General features: G+C 70.8%; 31 protein-coding genes and 1 pseudogene. 28 read left to right on the top strand and 4 right to left on the bottom strand.

What is annotated here, in order from left to right; translation table 11 throughout:
* Position 1: 1 nt before the first annotated feature.
* The 11 genes and pseudogenes from ACH4RC_RS07125 to ACH4RC_RS07075 all read left to right on the top strand — a co-directional run.
* Positions 2-514, top strand: a pseudogene (locus ACH4RC_RS07125) (hypothetical protein); the annotation flags it as partial.
* 193 nt (positions 515-707) lie between these two features.
* The gene (locus ACH4RC_RS07120) at positions 708-1529 is read left to right on the top strand and encodes a DNA adenine methylase (protein WP_398196351.1); all 822 of its coding nucleotides are present in this window, start codon (positions 708-710) and stop codon (positions 1527-1529) included.
* Between the two features lie 77 nt (positions 1530-1606).
* Positions 1607-2146 carry a hypothetical protein gene (locus ACH4RC_RS07115; RefSeq protein WP_398196349.1) on the top strand — a complete coding sequence of 180 codons (540 nt, stop codon included), beginning with the start codon at positions 1607-1609 and terminating at the stop codon, positions 2144-2146.
* Positions 2139-2852: a hypothetical protein gene (locus tag ACH4RC_RS07110; RefSeq protein WP_398196346.1), complete on the top strand. Its 714-nt coding sequence runs from the start codon at positions 2139-2141 to the stop codon at positions 2850-2852. Before ACH4RC_RS07115 ends, ACH4RC_RS07110 begins: the two co-directional genes overlap by 8 nt.
* Positions 2849-3037, top strand: coding sequence for a hypothetical protein (locus ACH4RC_RS07105; RefSeq protein WP_398196343.1), 189 nt, complete (start codon positions 2849-2851; stop codon positions 3035-3037). Before ACH4RC_RS07110 ends, ACH4RC_RS07105 begins: the two co-directional genes overlap by 4 nt.
* Before the next feature lie 25 nt (positions 3038-3062).
* Positions 3063-3266 carry a hypothetical protein gene (locus tag ACH4RC_RS07100; protein ID WP_398196341.1) on the top strand — a complete coding sequence of 68 codons (204 nt, stop codon included), beginning with the start codon at positions 3063-3065 and terminating at the stop codon, positions 3264-3266.
* 117 nt (positions 3267-3383) lie between these two features.
* The gene (locus ACH4RC_RS07095; RefSeq protein WP_398196338.1) at positions 3384-3830 is read left to right on the top strand and encodes a hypothetical protein; all 447 of its coding nucleotides are present in this window, start codon (positions 3384-3386) and stop codon (positions 3828-3830) included.
* A 53-nt stretch (positions 3831-3883) separates the two neighbouring features.
* On the top strand, positions 3884-4198 hold the full coding sequence (locus tag ACH4RC_RS07090) for a hypothetical protein (RefSeq protein ID WP_398196335.1): 315 nt from the start codon (positions 3884-3886) through the stop codon (positions 4196-4198).
* A complete protein-coding gene (locus ACH4RC_RS07085) occupies positions 4195-5202 on the top strand; it encodes a hypothetical protein (RefSeq protein ID WP_398196332.1) in 1008 nt (335 codons plus the stop codon). Before ACH4RC_RS07090 ends, ACH4RC_RS07085 begins: the two co-directional genes overlap by 4 nt.
* A gap of 2 nt (positions 5203-5204) precedes the next feature.
* On the top strand, positions 5205-5342 hold the full coding sequence (locus ACH4RC_RS07080; protein ID WP_398196329.1) for a hypothetical protein: 138 nt from the start codon (positions 5205-5207) through the stop codon (positions 5340-5342).
* Positions 5335-5859: a DUF6221 family protein gene (locus tag ACH4RC_RS07075; protein ID WP_398196326.1), complete on the top strand. Its 525-nt coding sequence runs from the start codon at positions 5335-5337 to the stop codon at positions 5857-5859. The genes ACH4RC_RS07080 and ACH4RC_RS07075 overlap by 8 nt, the downstream gene beginning before the upstream one ends.
* A 155-nt stretch (positions 5860-6014) precedes the next feature.
* Here the strand turns inward: ACH4RC_RS07075 and ACH4RC_RS07070 are convergent, their stop codons facing one another.
* Together ACH4RC_RS07070 and ACH4RC_RS07065 are read right to left on the bottom strand one after the other, a co-directional pair.
* Complete coding sequence (locus ACH4RC_RS07070) at positions 6015-6380, bottom strand: DUF6221 family protein (protein WP_398196324.1); 366 nt, start codon at positions 6378-6380, stop codon at positions 6015-6017.
* Between the two features lie 2 nt (positions 6381-6382).
* Positions 6383-6682, bottom strand: a complete 300-nt coding sequence (locus tag ACH4RC_RS07065; protein WP_398196321.1) for a helix-turn-helix domain-containing protein — start codon at positions 6680-6682, stop codon at positions 6383-6385.
* Positions 6683-6843: 161 nt separating this feature from the next.
* Between ACH4RC_RS07065 and ACH4RC_RS07060 the strand changes: the two genes are divergently transcribed.
* The 9 genes from ACH4RC_RS07060 (at position 6844) to ACH4RC_RS07020 (ending at position 11767) form a co-directional block, all read left to right on the top strand.
* Complete coding sequence (locus tag ACH4RC_RS07060; protein WP_398196318.1) at positions 6844-7011, top strand: hypothetical protein; 168 nt, start codon at positions 6844-6846, stop codon at positions 7009-7011.
* On the top strand, positions 7011-7226 hold the full coding sequence (locus ACH4RC_RS07055; protein WP_398196315.1) for a hypothetical protein: 216 nt from the start codon (positions 7011-7013) through the stop codon (positions 7224-7226). The genes ACH4RC_RS07060 and ACH4RC_RS07055 overlap by 1 nt, the downstream gene beginning before the upstream one ends.
* A gap of 75 nt (positions 7227-7301) precedes the next feature.
* Complete coding sequence (locus ACH4RC_RS07050; protein ID WP_398196312.1) at positions 7302-8417, top strand: DUF2637 domain-containing protein; 1116 nt, start codon at positions 7302-7304, stop codon at positions 8415-8417.
* Between the two features lie 44 nt (positions 8418-8461).
* On the top strand, positions 8462-9094 hold the full coding sequence (locus tag ACH4RC_RS07045) for a hypothetical protein (protein WP_398196310.1): 633 nt from the start codon (positions 8462-8464) through the stop codon (positions 9092-9094).
* A 15-nt stretch (positions 9095-9109) separates the two neighbouring features.
* Positions 9110-9514 carry a hypothetical protein gene (locus ACH4RC_RS07040; RefSeq protein WP_398196308.1) on the top strand — a complete coding sequence of 135 codons (405 nt, stop codon included), beginning with the start codon at positions 9110-9112 and terminating at the stop codon, positions 9512-9514.
* Positions 9514-10203, top strand: a complete 690-nt coding sequence (locus ACH4RC_RS07035; RefSeq protein ID WP_398196305.1) for a hypothetical protein — start codon at positions 9514-9516, stop codon at positions 10201-10203. Before ACH4RC_RS07040 ends, ACH4RC_RS07035 begins: the two co-directional genes overlap by 1 nt.
* A 283-nt stretch (positions 10204-10486) precedes the next feature.
* Positions 10487-10792 (top strand): hypothetical protein, encoded by a 306-nt coding sequence (locus ACH4RC_RS07030; protein WP_398196302.1) that lies wholly within the window; start codon positions 10487-10489, stop codon positions 10790-10792.
* A gap of 95 nt (positions 10793-10887) precedes the next feature.
* Positions 10888-11058 (top strand): hypothetical protein, encoded by a 171-nt coding sequence (locus ACH4RC_RS07025; protein ID WP_398196300.1) that lies wholly within the window; start codon positions 10888-10890, stop codon positions 11056-11058.
* 136 nt (positions 11059-11194) lie between these two features.
* Positions 11195-11767 (top strand): hypothetical protein, encoded by a 573-nt coding sequence (locus tag ACH4RC_RS07020; RefSeq protein ID WP_398196297.1) that lies wholly within the window; start codon positions 11195-11197, stop codon positions 11765-11767.
* 49 nt (positions 11768-11816) lie between these two features.
* Here the strand turns inward: ACH4RC_RS07020 and ACH4RC_RS07015 are convergent, their stop codons facing one another.
* Positions 11817-11978 carry a hypothetical protein gene (locus ACH4RC_RS07015; RefSeq protein WP_398196295.1) on the bottom strand — a complete coding sequence of 54 codons (162 nt, stop codon included), beginning with the start codon at positions 11976-11978 and terminating at the stop codon, positions 11817-11819.
* A complete protein-coding gene (locus ACH4RC_RS07010; RefSeq protein ID WP_398196292.1) occupies positions 11975-12223 on the bottom strand; it encodes a hypothetical protein in 249 nt (82 codons plus the stop codon). Before ACH4RC_RS07010 ends, ACH4RC_RS07015 begins: the two co-directional genes overlap by 4 nt.
* Before the next feature lie 99 nt (positions 12224-12322).
* Here ACH4RC_RS07010 and ACH4RC_RS07005 point away from each other — a divergent pair, with 99 nt between their 5' ends.
* From ACH4RC_RS07005 to ACH4RC_RS06970, 8 genes are all read left to right on the top strand, one after another.
* Positions 12323-12664: a DUF6011 domain-containing protein gene (locus ACH4RC_RS07005; protein ID WP_398196289.1), complete on the top strand. Its 342-nt coding sequence runs from the start codon at positions 12323-12325 to the stop codon at positions 12662-12664.
* A gap of 16 nt (positions 12665-12680) precedes the next feature.
* Positions 12681-12866, top strand: a complete 186-nt coding sequence (locus ACH4RC_RS07000) for a hypothetical protein (RefSeq protein WP_398196286.1) — start codon at positions 12681-12683, stop codon at positions 12864-12866.
* Between the two features lie 114 nt (positions 12867-12980).
* The gene (locus ACH4RC_RS06995) at positions 12981-13535 is read left to right on the top strand and encodes a hypothetical protein (protein WP_398196283.1); all 555 of its coding nucleotides are present in this window, start codon (positions 12981-12983) and stop codon (positions 13533-13535) included.
* Complete coding sequence (locus tag ACH4RC_RS06990) at positions 13532-14872, top strand: phage terminase large subunit (RefSeq protein ID WP_398196280.1); 1341 nt, start codon at positions 13532-13534, stop codon at positions 14870-14872. Before ACH4RC_RS06995 ends, ACH4RC_RS06990 begins: the two co-directional genes overlap by 4 nt.
* A gap of 187 nt (positions 14873-15059) precedes the next feature.
* Positions 15060-16640: a phage portal protein gene (locus ACH4RC_RS06985; protein ID WP_398196277.1), complete on the top strand. Its 1581-nt coding sequence runs from the start codon at positions 15060-15062 to the stop codon at positions 16638-16640.
* Positions 16637-17695, top strand: a complete 1059-nt coding sequence (locus tag ACH4RC_RS06980; RefSeq protein ID WP_398196274.1) for a head maturation protease, ClpP-related — start codon at positions 16637-16639, stop codon at positions 17693-17695. Before ACH4RC_RS06985 ends, ACH4RC_RS06980 begins: the two co-directional genes overlap by 4 nt.
* 11 nt (positions 17696-17706) lie before the next feature.
* Positions 17707-19068, top strand: coding sequence for a phage major capsid protein (locus ACH4RC_RS06975; protein WP_398196272.1), 1362 nt, complete (start codon positions 17707-17709; stop codon positions 19066-19068).
* Between the two features lie 25 nt (positions 19069-19093).
* Complete coding sequence (locus tag ACH4RC_RS06970) at positions 19094-19603, top strand: hypothetical protein (RefSeq protein ID WP_398196269.1); 510 nt, start codon at positions 19094-19096, stop codon at positions 19601-19603.
* Positions 19604-19741 lie beyond the last annotated feature (138 nt).

Raw genomic sequence — 19741 nt, 5'->3', positions numbered from 1 at the left:
CATGACCGACCGCCCGCTCCTCCTCCTCGACGTCGACGGCCCCCTCAACCCGTACGCCGCCAACCCCAACCGCCGTCCCGCCGGATACGAGACGCACCGCCTCCGCCCTACCGGCTGGACCGACCCGCGCGTCCGTCCGCTCCGTGTCTGGCTCAACCCCGAGCACGGCGCGCAGCTCCTCGCCCTGCCGTTTGATCTCGTCTGGGCCACCACCTGGGAGCACGAGGCGAACACGATGATCGGCCCCTCGATCGGGCTGCCCGTCCTCCCCGTCATCGAGTTCTTTAAGGACGCCCGCGAGCGCGCGGCCGACGGCGTGTTCTGGAAGACGACCACCGTCATCCAGTACGCGGCTGGCCGGCCGTTCGCCTGGCTCGACGACGACTTCACCGACCGCGACCGGCAGCTCGTCGCCGAGCAGCACGCCGGGCCTGCGCTACTCCACTACGTGAGCCCCAGCGTCGGCTTGATGCCGTCTGACCTCGAAGCGCTCGGCGCGTGGGTCGCGGCGCTGGAGCAGTCCGCGGCGTGCGCGAAGTGCCGGACCCCGTTCGACCGGACCGACACGCGGTTCGACGGCGCCGCCCGCTACAGCGGCACCCCGTACTGCCGCAGCTGCATCGACCGCTGCCACGACACCGAGAGCGCCGACCACCGCTGCGTCATCTGCGCCTGACCCGACCGCCCGACACCACGAAGGAGCACTCGTGAAGTCGCCCGTCCCGTACTTCGGCAGCAAGCAGCGCATCGCCCCGTGGATCGCCTCGCTGCTCCCCACGCACGAGCACTACGTCGAGCCGTACGCCGGCGGCCTGTCCGTCCTCCTCGCCAAGCGGCCCGCCCGCATGGAGACCGTCAACGACCTCGACGGCGAGCTGATGGTCTTCTGGCGCGTCCTCCGCGACCGGCCCGACGACCTGCTCCGCGCGTGCATGCTCACGCCGCACTCGCGCGCAGGCCTCGAGGAGACGTTCGCCGAGCCCCTGGCCGGAGACGATCTCGAACTGGCCCGCCGTATCTGGTCCCGGCTCGCTCAGGGGCGTTCCGGCACGCTGCGCCGGACCGGTTGGAGGCACTACATCGACCCGGCCGGATCGGTCACGTCGATGCCCGGCTACCTCGAGGCCTACGCCGAGCGGCTCGCCGCAGCTGCGGAACGGCTGCACGCCGTGTCACTGGAGTGCCTGCCCGCGTTGACGCTGATCGGGAAGTACGGGGCGCAGCCCGAGGTGCTGCTCTACGTCGACCCGCCGTACCTCGGCAGCACCAGGGGGTGGTCGAACTACCGCGTGGAGATGAAGACCGAGGGCGAGCACCGCGAGCTGGCGGACGCGCTCGCCGACTGTGCGGCCGCAGTGGTGCTCTCCGGTTACGACAGCCCGCTCTACGCCGAGTTGTACGGCGACTGGCACCGCTACGAGCAGTCCACGGTGACCGGCAACGCCGCAGGGACGAGGGGCCGTACCGAGGTGTTGTGGGTGAACCGGCCCCTCGGTGGCCAGGCCGACCTGTTCGCTGACATCGCGTGATCCGCAGGACGGCCGCCCCTGTTCGTACCAGGGGCGGCCGCACCACCCAGTCCACCACGACCAGCCCGGAGTTGACCATGACCGATCCCCGCATCGCCGTCCTCACCGCGATCTCCCGCCCCGCCTGGCACCCCACCACCGAGGCCCACGGCATGCCGTGGGACGACGCGGTCACCCTGCTCGACACCTACGACATGGCACGGCACGCCCGCGAATCCCAGGCGTACGCCTACTTCGCCACCCGCGCCGACGAGCCCGAAACCGACGAGCAGCGCGCCGACCGCGAGGAGACGGAGCGCCAGCACGCCGCAGGTGATCACGAGTACTGCGGCGTCACCTGCGAGACCGTGTTCCCGACCGAGCAGCTCCGCACCTTCGTAATCGCCCGGGGCTACCCGGGCACCGCGGGCATGCTGCACGAGCTGCTCCGCCGCGCCCGCGAGGACGGCCGCCACGCGCCTGCCGTGACGCCCCTGCTCGTCCGTCGTCACACCGTCCTGCGCGAGGCCGCGACCTTCGCGCACGACGCGCACTTCAACGACGGCCTCACCACCCCGCAGATCGTCACCGCGATGCAGCAGGCCGCCGACGCAGCCGAGGCGGCCGACCGTGGCTGACACTCCGCGCAGCAACTGCAAGTTCGCCGAGGGCTGCCACCGCGTTGTCGCCTGCAACCCGGGATGCGCCGGAGTCCCCAGCCGGGCCGAGCGCCGCGAGCAGTACGCCGAGGTGATGGCGCGTGCCGACGGGTGGGAGTGGGCCGCCGCCAACTTCGCTTCCCTGTCCACTCCGTCGGCCGATCGCTACCGCAAGAACGCGGAGGTCGTCATGGCGATCGCCGACACCGAGCACGCCGCCGAGATCGCCCACCTGCGCCGCCTGCTCACCACGGAGAACAAGCGCGCCGACGATGCGATCGCCCGTGAGACAACCGCCGAGCAGGCCGCCGAGGAAGCGCGCGCCGCTGCACTGCGGGAAGTCGCCGACTTCTACGAGCGGGTGCTGAACGAGTCCCTCGACCCTGACAGCGATCCGAGGTACTGCACTGCCGTCCGCGACGTCGTGCTGGGGCTGCGCCGCCAGGCCGACGAGGCGCACCAGGCAGAGCCCTGGCCCACCGTCACCGACTTCGCGCTGGAGGTTCGTGAGACGGACATGTGGGTCGGGATCACCTACAAGCGCAAGACGATCGAGGAAGTCAGGCAGCGCCGTGAGTCCTACCGCCGCCGCTTCCCCAACGCCCGCTTTCGCATCGTGCGCTGGGACGAGAGGTCCACCGTCGTCGAGGCCGACCCGGAGCGCACCGTCGAGGAGCGCTCGTGATCGTCCACGACTTCGCCACCGCCCTTTCCGCAGCCATCGGCCGCGCCATCCTCACCGTCGCCGCCACGGCCGGCGCCACCGCGCTACTCCTCGCCGGCATCACCGCCATCGCCACCAGCCTCATCACCGGCGCATGGCCCCGCCGCCGCGCACAGCCCCCCGTCGAGTACGACGAGGCCGCCTGATGCCCATCCGACCCCAGGAGTTGCCATGCGCAAGACCAGCTACTTCATCCAGTCCCGCCCCGCCCCCAGCCAGCCGTGGCAGAAGCCGCCCGGCATCACCGCCTCGTGGGAGGACAAGGCCACGGCCCTGGCCCGGCTCGCATCCCGCCGCGAGATGCAGCCGGGCTGGGAGCACCGGCTGATGCAGCGCGTCACCACGGTCAGTGAGGCCCCAGCCGACGAGGCGTAGTGGCCTCCACCCTCGGCGTCGCGCTGCTCGTCTGGCCCGTCGCCTCCGCGCTCCTGCTCACCCTCCGGTGGGCAGGGCGCGCCCTCCACCACCTCGCCCACCGGAAGGCCCACTGACATGGGATGGAACAGCGCACACCGCATCTTCGACCCCGTCGCCAAGGCACTCATCGAAACCGGCGCCGACGACGACACCAAGCGCAAAGTGCTCGGCGACCTCATCGGCGAACTCCAGGAGGGCGACTGGGATACCGGCGACGAAAGCCTCGAAGACTTCCTCGACGACCCGGCGATCGTCTCCGCGTTCGCCGATCACAACGTCCACCTGCATGACAAGAGCTGCTGCGCCCGCGAACTCGGCGTCGGCCCGCGCGAGGTGCTGCTCCTCATGCGCCACGAGGACACCAGCGAGCAGCAGATGGCGGCCGCGGTCGACGCGTACGCCCACCACCTTGCCGAGCGGCTCCGCGCCCACAGCGCTGAGGACAAGCTGCCGACCACGGAGGTCGTCGCCTGGTGCGCGAACATCATCGACCCCCACCCCGGCCAGTCCCGCAGCTGGTAGCCACACCGCCGCCGCCCCATGCCCGGGGCGGCGGCCCCACCGGAAGGCCCGCAATGACACCGCACTTTCGCCCCGCGCTCCTCCTCACCGCGGTCGCCGCCCTCGCCAGCGCCGCCGCGGCCTACCTCGCCACCACCAGCACCCCGCTGTGGGCCGCCCTTGTCGCCCCCTTCGCCGTCGCCCTCGGCTACTGCGCGGCCTGCGAGTGGACCCGACACCGGCTGGTCCTCGAGGAGCACGCCCGCGCCCGCCGCGCCGCCCGCGCCGAGGTACTCGCCGTCACCCCGTGCTGCCGCATCTACGAGCACTCCCACGGCCAAGCCCACGCCGCAACCTGCCCAACCCGCACGAGGAGCCGCGCCTCATGACCTACCGCATCAAGATCGACGACCTGACCAGCAACGACCTCGACACCCTCTACGCCCGCCTGGCACGGGCCGAGCGCGCCGTCCGCCGAGCCGAGGGCAGCGAGGCGTACGTGGCCAAGCTGTACGTCCGCCACAGCCAGCGCGTGCACGGCCTCACCGTCGACCGCGACCAATGGCGGCGGCGCGCCGAGCAGGCCGAGACCGAACGCAACGCCCTGCGCGATCAGCTCGACGCGCTCCGGACCGGCGAAGAACCCGGCTGGGACTACCGCGTCATGCCCACCCCCGGCCAGTGGATCGCACGGTGGAACTCGGTCACGCCCGAGCATCGGCTCGACATGGCGGCCCAGATCATCGACTTCAGCCCGCGCGCCTACCGGTGCTTCGTCGAGAACCACGAGGCCCGCCTCGTAGATGCGCGCGGCGCCGAGCGGGCACTGGCCGAGGTGCGCGGCGTGATCGCGGACATGGAGGCCACCACGGGCGCGCGTACGTGGGCGTCGTGGCTGCGCGCTGCGATTGAGCGAGGCCTCGGTGAGCAACCGGGCCCGGCAGCGACCGAAGCGACCGAGCCCGAGACCACACCCGGCGACATCGTCTTGCAGCGGGAGCGAGGCAAGGGCATCACCGTCCTCCAGGCCCCGCAACAGGCCAGCATGGCGCTCGACTGCCTCACCTGCGGCAGCTACCTCCGCGTGCATGACGGGGTCATCGAGATCGCCGACCAAGTCGCCTACCGCGTCACCGGCTACGACCCCGACGCGCAGACCCTCAACCTCGAACTCGCCGAAGACTGGCGGCCCTCCGCCACCAAGGAGAAGCCCATGCCCGCCACCCCGTGCACCGCCACCATCGAAGGCCCCCACGTCCTCGGCGACGGACCCGTCATCTGCACCCGCGAAGCCGACCACCCCGGGAACCACGTCGGCCCCGTCCACGACGGCGACGGCAAGTCGCTATGGACCGACCACACCGCCGGCGCCACCCCGCACAAGGAGATCTGACCGTGCACTACCTCGTGCTGCTCGCCGTCGCCGCCGGGCTGTTCCTCGCCTTGCCGTGGCTGGCTGTCGCGTTCGGCCGGTACTGCGACGCGGTCAACCGGATCATGCGGCGCCGCAGGAAGGGAGCCCCCGATGCCTGACCTGCACGACTGGATCACACAGCAGGTCGCCCGCGTCGAGCGGCGCGCCCGCCAAGCGCGGGACGACATCCCCGCGCTGCTCGCAAGCGGCGACATCGGGACCCGGGCGGCCGAGCAGCACATCCGTACGCACGACCCGGCCGCCGTGCTGCGCCGCTGCGAGGCGGATCGGCGCATCCTCGCCCGCCACAACGTGGACCCGGCGCAGGCTGGTAGTCCCTGGTCCGCGACCGCGTGCGAGGGCTGCGGCACCTTCGGGGACTGCGACGACCCCTACGTCGAGAACCTGAATGACTGCCCCGAGCTGCTCGATCTCGGCCACGCGCACGGGCTGACGCCGGAGATCCTGGCCGGGCTCGACCGGCCGGTGCCGCCCGAGCTGCCGGACCGAAGGCGCGCGGCAGGAGTGTCGGCCGTGGACGCGGCGCTCCGGTACTTCTTGACGGGTGTGTTGCCTGTGTCCACGCCGATGTCGGAGGTGCCGGCCGCGCTGCGCGGGCCCAACTGGCGGCCGTAGACACCGGAGCAGCAAGCGGCCCGCCGTACCCATCGGGGACGGCGGGCCGACGAGGGCGCCCCCTCGGTGTGGCCTCACGACCGTAAGCCCGCCGAGATCAGTGCGTCCAGACCTCGGCGCCGGCCCTGATGGGTCGGGGGCTCGTCCGTGTGCGGCTACGGCCGCCACTTCTCCAGGTAGCCGGGCCGGTCCGCGTTAGGCAGGGCGAGCAGGCGCAGCGTGGTGCACGCCTCGGACTCCATGACCCACGTGCAGTGGTCGATGTCGCCGTGCGCATCCCGCGTCGAGCATTCGTGCCCACCGGCCACGGAGTGCAGGGCAAGCAGCTGCCGCTTGGCGTCGATCTCGCGCAGCACCCGCGCCGGATCGTGCTCGGCGATGTGCTGGCGGACCTCGCCGTTGAGCTCCGGGGCGACGGCGGCGAAGTCGTCGGCGGTCCAGCTGCCATCGCCTGGGCACGCCTTCGCAATCCGCTCGTCCGCGTCGAGCTGCTCGCCGAGCCACTGCACGAGATCATCCACCGCTACGCCTCCGCGTCCTTCACAGCCTTCGGCCGCGCCGTCCCTGACCCCTTGTAGCCCCGGAACACTGCCTGCACCGTGCTCAGCTTGATGCCGAGGCGCGCCGCGATCTGCCGATACGACAGGTTCTCCTCGTCGCTCAGCCGCCGGATCACGCCATCCCGCTCGCGAGACCACTCCTTGTTGCGCTCGGCCTGAGCAGCCATGACCTGGCTCTTCGCCCGGACCCGCTGCTCCAAGTCCGCGATCTGCTCGACCGCGTCAAGGGCGTCCGACACGCGGCGCACCTCCTCGTCGCTCATCCCGGCCCTTTCTTTCGGTGGGCCGCTTGCGCCGCACTGTAGGGGACCCCTACAGTCCTCAGCAAGCAGCCGAACGCTGCTGATGCACAAAGCCCCCGGCCCGGGGCGGCAACCCCACATGGGCCGGGGGCGCCCACCTTCAACTCCACGAAGAGGCAGGCATGCCCAACCGTACCGATCACCCCGCCCCGCAGCCCAGTACACCGACGAGCGGCAACCGGATCATCGACGAGCCCGCCACCCCCGCCGCCTGCGCAAAGGACTACGCGGACGGCGGCGCCGACCGCCACTCCAGCGAGCAGCGCGACGCGAACGCCAGGCGCCACTAATGCGCATCTTCGGTCGCCGCGAGCAGACCACCCGGGACTACCCCGCCGCCGCCACCAGCGTCACCGGCAGCGCCGGACGATTCCGCAGCCACAAGACCAGCGGTGCCCGCGCCGCCGACCGCGCCGGCCAGGCGTGGGAGGACGGCGAGCGGGACCGCGACCGCACCCGCGGCTGGGGCAACCAGGGCGGCGGCCTGTTCCGACGCCGCCGCTGACCACCACCAACCGGCCGGGCCCCGCGCCCAGCCCCCGCCGCGGGGCCCGGCCCTCTCCGCTCCCGGAGGAGCACCGTGCAGACGACGCCCCTACAGCGCCGACTCATCGCCGCCGTCGCCGCCGGCGCCGCCCTCATCGCCGCCATTGGCTTCATCGGCTCGTACGCCGCCGTCGCCGACCTGGCCGAGGAGAAGGGCTTCGGCGAGTTCGCCGCGATCTTCCCCGTCGGCATCGACGCCGGGATCCTCGTGCTCCTCGCGCTCGACCTGCTCCTCACCTGGCTCCGCATGCCGCTCGCCATGCTCCGCCACACCGCATGGCTCCTCACCGCCGCCACCATCACCTTCAACGGGGCCGCCGCCTGGCCCGACCCCGTCGGCACCGGCATGCACGCCACGATGCCCGTCCTGTTCGTGGTCGTCGTCGAGGCCGCCCGCCACGCCATCGGCCGCGCAGCGGACATCACCGCCGACCAGCACATGGAAGGCGTCCGCCTGTCCCGCTGGCTGCTCTCCCCGCTGCCCACGTTCCGGCTGTGGCGGCGCATGAAGCTGTGGGAGCTGCGCTCCTACGACGCCGTCATCCGGCTTGAGCAGTCCCGGCTGATCGAGCGGGCCCGGCTCCGCGCCCGGTACGGGTGGCGCTGGCGCAGCCAGGCCCCCGTCGAGGCGGTCATGGCGCTGCGCCTCACCCGCTACGGCCGCGCCCTGGCCCCCGTCGAGGGCGTCCTGAACATCGAGCGCGTTCCGGCCGGCGCCCCTGGGGCGAACATTCCGGCGAACACAAGCGCGCCCGCGGCGATCGAGTCGAGCACGTTCGCCGCAGCCGCAGAACAGGCGATCGACGTTGTTCGCGAGCCCGCGACCGCCGATCACGAACAGCCGATCGCCGCCGCGAACACGGTCCCGAACATCGAGAACACCGTCAGCGACAGCATCGCGAACAAGGCAGTGACCAGCCCGAACCTCGATCGGCAGTCCGAGCCGAGCACCCCGGCCCCGGTCATCCCGCGCGACGACAGCAAGCCGTCGATGGCTGACCTTGTTCGCGATCAGATCGCGATCCACCCGAACAACGCCGACGCCGTCCGGGGCGTGATCGCGATCAAGCCCGACGCGAACAAGGACAGCGTCGCCGCCGCTGTTCGCCGCGAACGCCGCAAGGCCGAGATGAGCGGCGGCTACGGATGACGTTCGCTCCTCGCCCCCACCCGTCTCGCTGAGAGGTCCACCTCATGACCGACACTCACCCCGGCCCGGACGAGGCCGAGCTCCGCATCCGCAAGTGGATGAACGACCGCGGCCTCGGCCTCACCCCCGAGGAGACCGCCGCACTCCCGCCCAAGCCCACGCACCTGCCCGACGGCTACCAGCCCGCCCCGCCGCCCGACGACTGGTGGAACAGCGTCTACGGGCCGGACGGTGCCTCGCCCATCGAGGACGCCCCCGTCGAGCCCGTCCCCGCCCCGAACGCTGAGCAAAGCGAAGGTGAGGGCGAGGGCGACGCGGAAGACGACGAGCAGAAGCCCGCCGCACCCCGCAAGACCCGGACGCCCCGCGAGTCCCCGCGCCGCGCCCTCGCCGAAGCCGCCCCCAACCTCGCCCCACGGATGCGCTGGCTGCTCCTCCACGCCACCGCCGCAGCCGCCGGATACCCCTTCGGCCTCGTCACCTGGGGCACCGACACCGCCGCCTGGTTCGCCGCCGCCCGCTGGACCAACCCATCCGCATGGGGCGTCTACCTCATCGCCGCCTTCGGCCTCGCCCTCTACCGGAGCACCCGCCGGAGCACGCTCCTGTTCGCCTGGCTCGGCGCCATCCCCGTCTCCTCCGTCGCCCTCGGCGTGCTGCTCTACGGCACACCCTGACCTCAAGGACTCATCGTGAACTCGCTGTTCGGGACACTCGGCATGGTCGGCCTCGCCGTCGCCATGACCGCGCTGCTCCTCTTCGGCATCAAGGGCGGCGGCAAGGTCAAGCCGCTCGGCTGGTGGCCGTGCCTGATCGGCGGCATGCTCGCGGGCTCGACCTACGCGGCGGCTGGCGGCGTCTTCAAGATCGTGCCCGATCTCGTGGGCGCCGGCCTGAACGCAGCGCAGGGGATCGTGCCCGGCGTCACCATGCCCGCGGTCGCCCTGGTCATCGCCATCGTGATCGCGTTCAAGAAGCTGACGACGAAGCAGGTCGCGATCATCGGGGTGATCTTCTGGTACGCGGCATCCGGTGCGGGCGGCGTGTGGGGGCAGGTCGCCGAGGCGATCACCAAGCTCGGGACGCAGGTGGCGTGATGATCCGCCGACTCGCCGACCGCGTCCGCGCGCTCCTCGAAGTGCTGGCCCGCCTCGGCCCCGGCTCGCACGCCCTGGTCCTGCGCCTGGTCGAGAAGGCCGGGTGGGGCTACGTCCTCGGTGGCTGCGCCGTGGCCCTGTACTCGGCCGCCCGCTACCCGCAGTACGTCGCGTGGGGAGTGGTCGCCTGGTGTGCGCTGGCGTGGGCGCACGCCCCCGAGGAGAAGGACGAGGAGCAGCCCGCCGAGGGGGAGCCGGACGCCGCAGAGGAGGCCCCGCCCGCGCCTGCTCCGGCCCCCGCGGAACGGCCTCCCGTGACCCCCACCGCGCTGCTCGAAGCGGTCCGCGACATCGGCACCCCGCACGCCCAACTGAAGCCCCTCGCCGACCACCTCCGCACCACCACCGAAGCGGTCCGTACAGCCGCCGCCGGGGCGGGCTGGCCCGTGAAGGACGTGAGGATGCAGGGCCGGTCCGCCTCGGCCGGACTCCGGGGGGACGAGGCACCCCCCTCTCTGACCACACCCCCGCCCCCCGTCGTCGGCGCAGGTCAGCCCGCCGACGACGACACCGACGACACGACAGACGGCGACCCCCGAGAGGGGTTCCGTGTGGTGCGCAGCGACAGCGGCCTGACCGTCTACGACCACGCCGACACCCACCGTCGGCACGACCTCCGCAAGACCTGAACAGGGAGCAGCGCGCGATGCCGTACGTCTACTGGTGCGCCCAATGCGGGGCCCGGTCCCCGGAGCCGCATGACCGCAGAAGCGACGCCGAGGACGAGCGCGCGGAGCACCGGTCCGTCGGGCACGGCGGGTTGGCGCCGGCCGCCGGAGACGGCGTGCGCGCGGCCCACGCGGCCGGCCGCACCGGGAGCTGCTCGGGGTCGCTGCTCTTCGTCCTGTTCCTGATCACCGCGGTCCTCGCGAATTGCTGGGGCCGATGAACACCGCCGAGGAGAGCCGAATCATGACCATGCCCACCCACGCTCAGACCGCCGAGGCGCTCGACGCCACCATCCGAACGATGGAGGCGAGCCCCGGCCTCGACGCCGACGCCGCCGCGCGGCTCGCCGTCCACGGAGACGCGAACTGGACGATGCCGCACGGCGACACCGCGGACTCGCTGCTCTACGAGTCGGTGGTCGACGCCATTGCCTACGACCACGCTCCGCACCTCGACGCCGACGAGCGTTACACGGCCGCCGAGCTGAGCCATGAGGACGCCCTACGCGCCGCCCGGTCGGCGGCCCGTCGCGTGCACGGCTACCGCTAGATCACCCACAGACCCCGGAGCGGGCCGCTCCATCCGCCAAGACGCGCGGCCCGCCCCGGTTCCCCATCCCGATCACACGAGACAGGAGCACCATCATGTCCAAGAAGACCCAGGCCCAGGAAGAACTCGACGCGACCGTCGACCGTCTGCCGACGCAGGTCGCGGGCTGGAACCCGGACCAGTGCCGCGAGTTCGCCGACGCATCCAACGCCGTCATGCGCGAGCAGACCTACGGGACGACCCCCGCGCTGGGGCAGCGCCAGTAGCCTTCGGTATCCGGCCCCGTCGCACACCCCCCGGTGCGGCGGGGCCTCCGCATGTCACAGATCAAACACTTCACCTTCACGCCTCCCACATGACACCGCATCATGCGCATGGACAGCACAACCGCAGGGGGGACCCATGAGCAACACCACGCCGCCACCACAGCCCGACTTCCCGCCGCAGGCCCCGCCGCCCGCGAAGAAGCGAAGCAGCAACACGGTCATCATCGGCGCGGCCGCCGCCGTCATTGCCGCGGTCATCGGCACGGGCATCTTCGTCGTGCAGTCCCGGGACGACGACAAGCCGGCGGCCGCCGCCACCGCGTCGAGCACGCCGAGTGAGGAAGTCGAGGATGCCGCCGTCGAGGACGAGGCGGAGGTGGATGCGGAGCCGACGGACGTCTATACGCCGGCCGCCGAGGACTTCGAGATGACGCTGAAGACCACGAGTAAGCAGTGCTTCGGCACGGCGGGCTGCAATCTGACGGTTGAGCCGGACCTGTCGTACGGGGGCCTGAGCGACTCGCTCGATCCGGCCGCGGTGTACGAGATCACGTACGAGATCACGGGGGATGAGTCCGGGCCTGTGATTGAGACGGCGGAACTGTCGGACCAGACGAGCCTCAACTTCACACCGACGGTTCTTCAGACATCGTCGTCGGGCAAGAAGGTGTCGGTGGAGATCACGGATGTCAGCGTGACGGGAGAGTAGTCCGTACGCACGGAGCGGCCCCGCCTGGAGTGTCCGGGCGGGGCCGTCGTCATGCCGGGGTGCCGTCACCTTCTTCCTCGCGCGGCCAGTAGTCGACACAGCCCTTCGTGTGCTTGATCGCTACCGGCTTGCCGTTCGGGCCCGGCGCGACGATGCGGACGTCGAGGTTGTCGAACGTGGCGTGGCAGTGCGGGCACTCGACATCGCTCACGCGGGTTGCTCCTTCTTCGGCCGGCCGCCCTTGCGCGCGCGGCGCTCGGCGAGTTCCTGCTCTGCCGCATCCAGCTCGGCGAGTTCCTGCTTGTTGCCGTGCTCGCGGATGAAGTCACGGACGTGGGCGACGAGGTCGGCGCTGCGGTCAACGCCCTTGCGTTCAGCGGCGGTTCCGTAGGCGTCCCACATGCGGCGGGGGATGCGGAAGCGGGTTACGAAGGTGTGGTCGGTGGCGTCTGGCATGCGATCCATGTTGCCACAGAGTTTCTCGCCCGAACAGCTTGTGTGGCTACACGGTTAGCGATACTGTGTGGCTACAAGGAAACGAGCGAGGGGGCAGCAATGCAGAACACCACCACCACCGAGCAGGCCCGCTGCCTCCACTGCCACCGCATCCTCACCTCCGCCAAGTCCATCGCCCTCGGGTACGGCCCCCGCTGCGCCCGCAAGATCCGCAACGCCGCCGTCGACACCAGCGACTACAAGGCCCACCAGATCGCCTCCGCCCGCGAACTCATCGCCGACGCCGCGATCATCCCCCTCCGCTCGGTGGTCTTCCTCGCCGTCTCCACCGACGGCACCGAGACCTACCGCTCCACCCCCACCGCCTGCACCTGCCCGGCCGGGCTGAAGGGCGCACGCTGCTACCACCAGCTCGCCGCCCGCCTCCTACTCGCCGCCTGAACCGAAGGAGCCCACCGTGGCCCACACGATCCGCTGCGCACACGACGACTGCGACGAATACTCGCTGCGCGCCGCCCTCCAGCCCACGCCCCGGGAACAGGAGGCCGCCGACCACCGGCACTCCCTCACCGCCGAAGGCTGGGGGGACATCGAAGGCCGGGACTACTGCCCCGAGCACATCCCCACCGAGGGCAGCATCTGACTCGCGCACACCAGAGGCCCACCCCCGCCGCCCGGGAGTGGGCCTCTTCGCGCACCGCACCCCGTCAGTCTTTCATCATGTTGCGTGATGGACAGTGCCCGTATCATCACGCACATGGATAACGCCGAGCCCCCGGCCCCGGCCGACCCCGACGAGGGCCCGGCGCCGAAGCACCCCAACGACCGCCAACGCGACGGCCGCGGCAAGTTCGAGCGCAGCATGGACACCGTGCACCGCGACGCCCGCGCCGCCGAGCTCCGCGCCGAAGGACTGTCGTACACGCAGATCGGCGAGCAGCTCGGCCTCAACAAGGGCGACGCCTACCGCGCCGTGCAGAACGCCAAGGCCGACGTCGCCCGGCCGGCCGTCACACGGCTGATCGCCGCCGAGTCCGGGCAGCTCGATGACCTGTACGTGATGGCCCTGGAGGTCATCGAGGCGAACCACATCGTCGTCAGCCACGGCAAGGTCGTGACGATGCTCGACCCGGAGAGCGGCGAGGAGAAGCCGCTGAAGGACAACGGGCCGAAGCTGCAAGCGATCCAGACGGCGCTCCGGGTACGGGAGTCGTACCGCAAGCTGCACGGTCTGGACGCGGCCGAGAAGGTTTCCGTCAGCGGCGCCGTACGGTACGAGGTCGTCGGCGTCGACCCCGCGGACCTCACGTGACGACCGCGCTCGATCGTGATGCGGTTGTCCGCTATGAACCCCGCGGCGCCGCCCGCGAGTTGTTCAAGAACCGAGAGTCCGAGGTCGTCATCGCGGGCCCGGCCGGTACCGGCAAGAGCCTCGCCGCCCTGTTCCGCGTGCACCTCGCCGCGCTGCACAACCCGGGCATCCGCTGCCTGATCGTCCGTAAGACCGCCGTGTCGCTCACCTCGACGACGCTGGTGACGTACGAGGAGAAGGTCGCGACGGACGCGCTCGCCCGCCGCATCGTGGTCTGGTTCGGCGGCTCGCCGCGTGAGGCCCCGTGCTACCGCTACTCGAACGGCAGCCGCATCGTGGTCGGCGGCATGGACAAGTCCGAGAAGATCATGAGCGCGGAGTACGACCTCGTGTTCGCGGACGAAGCGACCGAACTCACCGAGACCGACTGGGAGTACATCGCCACCCGCCTCCGCAACGGAAAGCTGGCGTGGCAGCAGCAGATCGCGGCGTGCAACCCGGCGCAGCCCACGCACTGGCTCAAGCAGCGCTGCGACAAAGGCCACGCCCGGATGCTCGTCTCTCGACACGTCGACAACCCCGCATACATGAACGCCGACGGGACGCCGACCCCGCAGGGCCGCGACTACTTTGCCAAGCTCGACAACCTCACGGGAGTGCGGGCGCTGCGCCTGAAGGGTGGGGTGTGGGCGGCAGCCGAGGGCTTGATCTACGAAGAGTTCGACGACGCGCTCCACCTCGTCGACTCGTTCAAGATCCCCCGCGAGTGGTCGCGGTGGATCGCCGTGGACTTCGGGTTCACGAACCCGATGGTCATGCAGTGGTGGGCCGAAGACGGCGACGGCCGCCTCTACCTGTATCGCGAGCTGTACCACTCGCGGCGCCTCGTCGAGGAGATGGCCAAGCAGGCTCGCGAGTTGATGGTGTACCCATCCGGCCAGTGGCGAGAGCCGCAGCCCCGCGCGGTCATCTGCGACCACGACGCCGAGGACCGGGCCACGCTGGAGAAGTACCTCCAGATGGGCACGCAGCCCGCGGAGAAGGCCGTGTCGACGGGCATTCAGGCTGTGAAGTCCCGGCTCAAGGTGGCAGGCGACGGCCGCCCTCGGCTCTACATCGTGCGCGGCGCGCTCGTCGAGCGAGACCCGGTGATGGACGAGGCGAAGAAGCCGGCATCCACGGAGGAGGAGCTGAGCGGCTACGTGTGGGCGGTGAAGCCCGGCGGCACGGCCCCGGAGGCGCCGCTGAAGGAGAACGATCACGGGGCCGATGCGCTCCGCTACATGGTCGCCGAGCGGGATCTCGGTGGGCGGCCCCGGATGAGGTGGGTGGGATGAGGCGTTTCGACCCCTCGAATCTGAAGAATTTGCGGTCTCAGTCCATGTTGACAGGAGGATTTACACTCATCACAGCGGGAACATGGAATATCTTTGGCGTCGGGATCGGTCTGATCACCGCTGGAGCTTCCCTGTTCGTCATGCAGTGGTGGGTTGACGGCGGCGACTGACGCGAGGGAGGTGACCGGTGGGCAGAACGCTCCTCGGCTCCCTCGCCTCAGCCGCAGCAGGCATCGCCAACAAGACGCCCGTCCCCTTCGCCCCCAACACCGCACGCGCCGGGCTCGGCTTCGGCTACGCCCGCCCCGCCGGACAGGTCGCGCAGATGCGCGCCATGGGCGGCAGCAGCACCCTCTTCGCCATCGTCGACCGGATCACCACCACGTACGCCGGCGTCGAGTGGAAGCTCTACCGGAGCGCCACCTCCGGCCGTGACGAGGACCGGGTCGAGGTCACCCGGCACGCGGCCCTCGACCTGTGGAACTCACCCAACCGACACATGACCGGGCCCGCGTTCCGCGAGAGCGCACAGCAGCACGAAGAACTGACCGGCGAGCAGTGGTGGGTGATCGCCAGCCACGAGAACAGCACGCTCCCCCTGGAGCTGTGGCCAGTGCGCCCGGACCGTATGGAGCCGGTGCCGGACCAGGATGAGTTCCTCGTCGGCTACGTGTACACCGGCCCGTCCGGCGAACGGATCCCGCTCGGCGTGGACGAGGTCATCTTCCTGCGGCGCCCGAACCCGCTCGACCCGTACCGCGGGATGGGGGCCGTGCAGACGATCCTCATGGACATCGACGCGACCAGGGCGAGCGCGGAGTGGAATGCGAACTTCTTCCGCAACAGCGCCGAGCCGGGCGGCATCGTCGAGGTCGACCGCCGCCTGAGCGACGACGAGTTCGAGGAGTTCCGCACCCGCTGGAGCGAGCAGCACCGCGGCGTCTCCAATGCCCACAGAGTCGGCGTGCTCGAGAACGGGCTGAAGTGGATCGACCGCAAATACAGCATGCGCGACATGCAGTTCACCGAACTGCGAGGCGTCAACCGAGAGATCATCCGCGAAGCGCTCGGCTTCCCGAAGCCCATGCTCGGCTCCACCGACGACGTCAACCGCGCGAACGCCGAAGCGGCCGGGTTCGTGTTCGCGCGCTGGCTGATCCAGCCGCGCCTGGAGCGCGTCCGCGACATGCTCAACACGCGACTCCTCCCGCTGTACGGCGCGACCGGGAAGGGGCTCGAATTCGACTTCGTCAGCCCGGTCCCTGAGGACAAGGAAGCTGACGCCAGCGTCTTGCAGAAGCGAGCGCTCGCTGCGGCCACTCTCCAGGGCGCCGGGTACGCGGCAATCGACGTCCTCAAGGTCACGGACCTGCCGGACATGGGCGCCCGCACACCGCAGGAGCAGCTGCTCGTGGACATCGTCCGCGGTGCGCCCTCGACCGCCCCCGTCATTTTGCCGTTGTTGGGCTTCGACCTGCCGGAGGGGTTCGGCACGGAGCAGGGCGCGCAGCCGTCGAATCGCTGGTCTCCACCCGGGTGGGCCTCGGACGACATTGAGGCGGCGCAGCGGTGGGTGGCCGTGTGCGAGGACGACGAGAACACATGCCGGCCGTGCAGTGCCAACAACGGCAAGACCTACAAGAACCGGCAGCAGGCGTACGAGGACTACCCCGGCGGCGAGGGTTACGTCCGCTGCGAGGGCGTTCAGTACGGCAACGCGTGCCGCTGCAAGGTCGTCAAGCGCGGCCGGAAGGGTGAGGGCGAATGACGGGAATCCCTGGGCTCGTGCTGCCCGCTGCGGCGGCCGGGTTCGTCGCGCGGCAGCGGGAGCAGGCCGAGAAGCTCCGCAACGCGCACGGCGTTGAGGCGCAGTCCTGGTACCGCATCACGAACGCGGCCGACCCGGATGAAGCCGAGGTGATGCTGTACGACGAGATCGGCGGCTGGTTCGGCGCCACGGCGGACGAGTTCATCGCGGATCTGCGCGGGGTCTCCTCCCCGAACCTGCGCGTCCGCATCAACAGCCCCGGCGGCTCGGTGTTCGAGGGCATCGCCATCGCCAACGCGCTGCGCTCCCACTCGGCGAACGTCGTGATCCAGGTCGACAGCATCGCCGCATCGATCGCGTCCGTCATCGCCATGGCCGGAGACCGGGTCGAGATGGCCCCGAACTCGATGCTGATGATCCACGACGCGGCCGGGGTGTGCTTCGGCAACGCCGCCGACATGGACGAGATGGCCGAACTTCTCGGTCTCATCAGCGACAACATCGCCGACGCGTACGTTTCGAAGGCAGGCGGGACGCGCGAGCAGTGGCGCGAGGCCATGCAGCAGGAGACGTGGTACCTGCCGGACGACGCGGTCGCGGCCGGGCTGGCGGACGAGGCCCTCGCCACGCCGCGCACGGGCGAGCCCGTCGAGCAGCCGGACGAGGACGACGAGCCGGACATGGCGCGCGCCTGGGACCTCGCCGCGTACGGCTACACCGGGCCCGGGAAGCCGGAGCAGCCGAAGCCGGGACCGCCGCCCGCCGCCGATGAGCGTCAGCCGGTTCTCACGATCTCTATCTCCGACCTCCTCGACGAGGGTGCGGTGGCCCGGCTGCGCGCGGCTGTGGCGCCCCCGGCCGACGAGCCTGCGGAGCCGGAGGAAGAGCCTGCGGCGGAACCCGTCGCCGAGACCACCGAGCCGGAGCAGCCGGTCGAAGACACATGGGCCGTGGCCGTCGCCCGGTTCTCACAGCCTCACGACCCGTGGGCCGCAGCCGTGGCCCGCCTCACCCGCAACACGTCGGCGTCCAGCGCGGCGACGAACGCAGCCTGAAGGAGGCAGCAGTGGCAACACCCACCATCCCGCGCAACTCCACCGAACTGGTGGAGATGCTCGCCGACCCGAAGCGTGGCCCGGAGGTCATGGAGACCCCGCAGGCCCTCGCGGACTTCATCGACTCGTACGCCAACAAGCAGCAGGGCGACGGCACCGAACTCCAGCGGCAGGTCGACGAGGCCGTGCAGGCCGGGTTCGCGAACTTCCTCCGCGAGCAGGGCGCCGACAAGATCAGCCGTCCGAGCCTGAAGGCCCACACCCCGGACCCGTACGCCATGGCCTCCAAGGCCGAGAAGGCCAAGGGTCTGTACAACCGGGCCGCGGCCGGTGCCGCGGTGGACGGCCTGTTCGACTCCTCCGGCGAGTTCTTCCACGCGATCTGGCGCGGCAGTTCCAGCCGCGACACCGCAGAGACACAGGCCAAGCTCGGCCAGCTGAAGAACTTCAGCAGCGACATCCCGGCCGACGGCGGGTTCCTCATCCCGGAGACGCTGCGCTCGGAGATGTTGAAGGTCGCCCTGGAGCAGGCGATCGTGCGGCCGCGCGCCCGCGTCATCCCGATGGAGACGCTCCGGGTTCCGTTCCCGGCGATCGACTCCACGAGCAACGTCAACTCGGTGTACGGCGGCATCACCACGTACTGGACTGAGGAGGGCGGCAAGCTCCAAGGCTCCAAGCCCCGCTTCGGCCGGGTCGTCCTCGACGCGAAGAAGCTCACCGCGTACACGGAGATCCCGAACGAGCTGCTCACCGACAGCCTGATCTCGCTGACGGCGTTCGTGGACGAGGCGTTCCCCGAGGCCCTCGCCTTCGCCGAGGACCAGGCGTTCCTCACGGGCGACGGCGTCGGCAAGCCGCTGGGCATCCTGAACGGCAACGCGGCGATCTCCGTCACCCGCACCGGCGCCGGCCAGATCCAGCTCCTCGACGTCATCAACATGTACGCGCGGATGCTGCCCCAGTCGATCTCCCGCGCGTGCTGGGTCGCCTCCCACGACACGTGGCCGCAGCTCGCGCAGATGGCCCTCACCCGCGGCACCGACGGCATCGCCTCCCCGGCCATGTGGATGACCGGCGGGCAGGCCATCGACGCCCCGCCGCTGACCCTGATGGGTCTGCCCGTCATCCGCTCCGAGAAGGTCCCCGCCCTCGGCAACGCGGGCGACCTGGCCCTCGTCGACATGGGCTTCTACCTCGTCGGCGACCGGCAGGCGATGCAGGCCAAGCAGTCCGAGGACTTCAAGTTCGACACCGACGAGGTCGCGTTCCGCGTCATCGAGCGTGTCGACGGCCGACCGTGGCTCCAGTCCGCGATCACCCCCGCCAACGGCGGCAGCAGCCTGTCGCCGATCGTCAAGCTCGCCGCCTGACGGGCGAGGAAGGAGACCACACGTCATGGAAGCACTCGGACGCCTCGTCGACATCTGTATCGGCGCCGCACCCGTCGACCTGTCCGCCGCTGCCGTCACCGGCAAGCGGGTCAAGCTGCGCGACTGCGGCGGCCTGACCATCGTCGTCGTCAAGGGCGTGGGCACGGCGGGCGACGACCCGACCGTGACCCTGCGCCAGCACACCGCCGGAACCGGCGGCACCACGGCGACGCTGCCGGTCATCGACCACTACTACCTGAAGGACGCCACCGCGCTGGCCGGCACGGAGACGTGGACTCGCGTCACCCAGACTGCGGCGGCGACGGTCGCCGATCCGGGCGCGGCCGGTACGAGCGCCGAGCACCAGCAGATCCTCGTGATCGAGGTGGAGGCCGAGCAGCTGTCGGACGGCTACACGCACGTGTCGCTCGACGTCGCCGACGTGGGGACGAACGCGCAGCTCGGCACGGTCCTCTACCTCCGCCGCGACCTGGCTATCGAGCGGGCCCCGGCGGCGATGGTGGCGTCGCTGTGATGTGGGTCTGCCTGGACTGCACCGCGGCCCGTTCGGTGGGGGCGCCGGTCTGCCCCCACTGCGGGTCGGAGCGCCACGCAGACCAGGGATCAGCGGAGGCCCTGGGGATCCAGACCACGTACCCGACAGGCACCGAGG

It is taken from the genome of Streptomyces sp. NPDC016845, from assembly GCF_044332585.1.
Classification (GTDB): Bacteria; Actinomycetota; Actinomycetes; order Streptomycetales; family Streptomycetaceae; genus Streptomyces.
The sequence above is the reverse complement of the archived record's forward strand: the minus strand, read 5'-3'. Positions and strand labels throughout refer to the sequence as shown.

Coding starts and splice junctions, on each gene's coding strand:
- ACH4RC_RS07115 (WP_398196349.1), top strand. CDS start 1,607: ATGACCGATCCCCGCATCGCCGTCCTCACCGCGATCTCCCGCCCCGCC.
- ACH4RC_RS07100 (WP_398196341.1), top strand. CDS start 3,063: ATGCGCAAGACCAGCTACTTCATCCAGTCCCGCCCCGCCCCCAGCCAG.
- ACH4RC_RS07095 (WP_398196338.1), top strand. CDS start 3,384: ATGGGATGGAACAGCGCACACCGCATCTTCGACCCCGTCGCCAAGGCA.
- ACH4RC_RS07090 (WP_398196335.1), top strand. CDS start 3,884: ATGACACCGCACTTTCGCCCCGCGCTCCTCCTCACCGCGGTCGCCGCC.
- ACH4RC_RS07085 (WP_398196332.1), top strand. CDS start 4,195: ATGACCTACCGCATCAAGATCGACGACCTGACCAGCAACGACCTCGAC.
- ACH4RC_RS07075 (WP_398196326.1), top strand. CDS start 5,335: ATGCCTGACCTGCACGACTGGATCACACAGCAGGTCGCCCGCGTCGAG.
- ACH4RC_RS07065 (WP_398196321.1), bottom strand. CDS start 6,682: ATGAGCGACGAGGAGGTGCGCCGCGTGTCGGACGCCCTTGACGCGGTC.
- ACH4RC_RS07060 (WP_398196318.1), top strand. CDS start 6,844: ATGCCCAACCGTACCGATCACCCCGCCCCGCAGCCCAGTACACCGACG.
- ACH4RC_RS07055 (WP_398196315.1), top strand. CDS start 7,011: ATGCGCATCTTCGGTCGCCGCGAGCAGACCACCCGGGACTACCCCGCC.
- ACH4RC_RS07045 (WP_398196310.1), top strand. CDS start 8,462: ATGACCGACACTCACCCCGGCCCGGACGAGGCCGAGCTCCGCATCCGC.
- ACH4RC_RS07035 (WP_398196305.1), top strand. CDS start 9,514: ATGATCCGCCGACTCGCCGACCGCGTCCGCGCGCTCCTCGAAGTGCTG.
- ACH4RC_RS07030 (WP_398196302.1), top strand. CDS start 10,487: ATGACCATGCCCACCCACGCTCAGACCGCCGAGGCGCTCGACGCCACC.
- ACH4RC_RS07025 (WP_398196300.1), top strand. CDS start 10,888: ATGTCCAAGAAGACCCAGGCCCAGGAAGAACTCGACGCGACCGTCGAC.
- ACH4RC_RS07020 (WP_398196297.1), top strand. CDS start 11,195: ATGAGCAACACCACGCCGCCACCACAGCCCGACTTCCCGCCGCAGGCC.
- ACH4RC_RS07010 (WP_398196292.1), bottom strand. CDS start 12,223: ATGCCAGACGCCACCGACCACACCTTCGTAACCCGCTTCCGCATCCCC.
- ACH4RC_RS07005 (WP_398196289.1), top strand. CDS start 12,323: ATGCAGAACACCACCACCACCGAGCAGGCCCGCTGCCTCCACTGCCAC.
- ACH4RC_RS06995 (WP_398196283.1), top strand. CDS start 12,981: ATGGATAACGCCGAGCCCCCGGCCCCGGCCGACCCCGACGAGGGCCCG.
- ACH4RC_RS06980 (WP_398196274.1), top strand. CDS start 16,637: ATGACGGGAATCCCTGGGCTCGTGCTGCCCGCTGCGGCGGCCGGGTTC.
- ACH4RC_RS06970 (WP_398196269.1), top strand. CDS start 19,094: ATGGAAGCACTCGGACGCCTCGTCGACATCTGTATCGGCGCCGCACCC.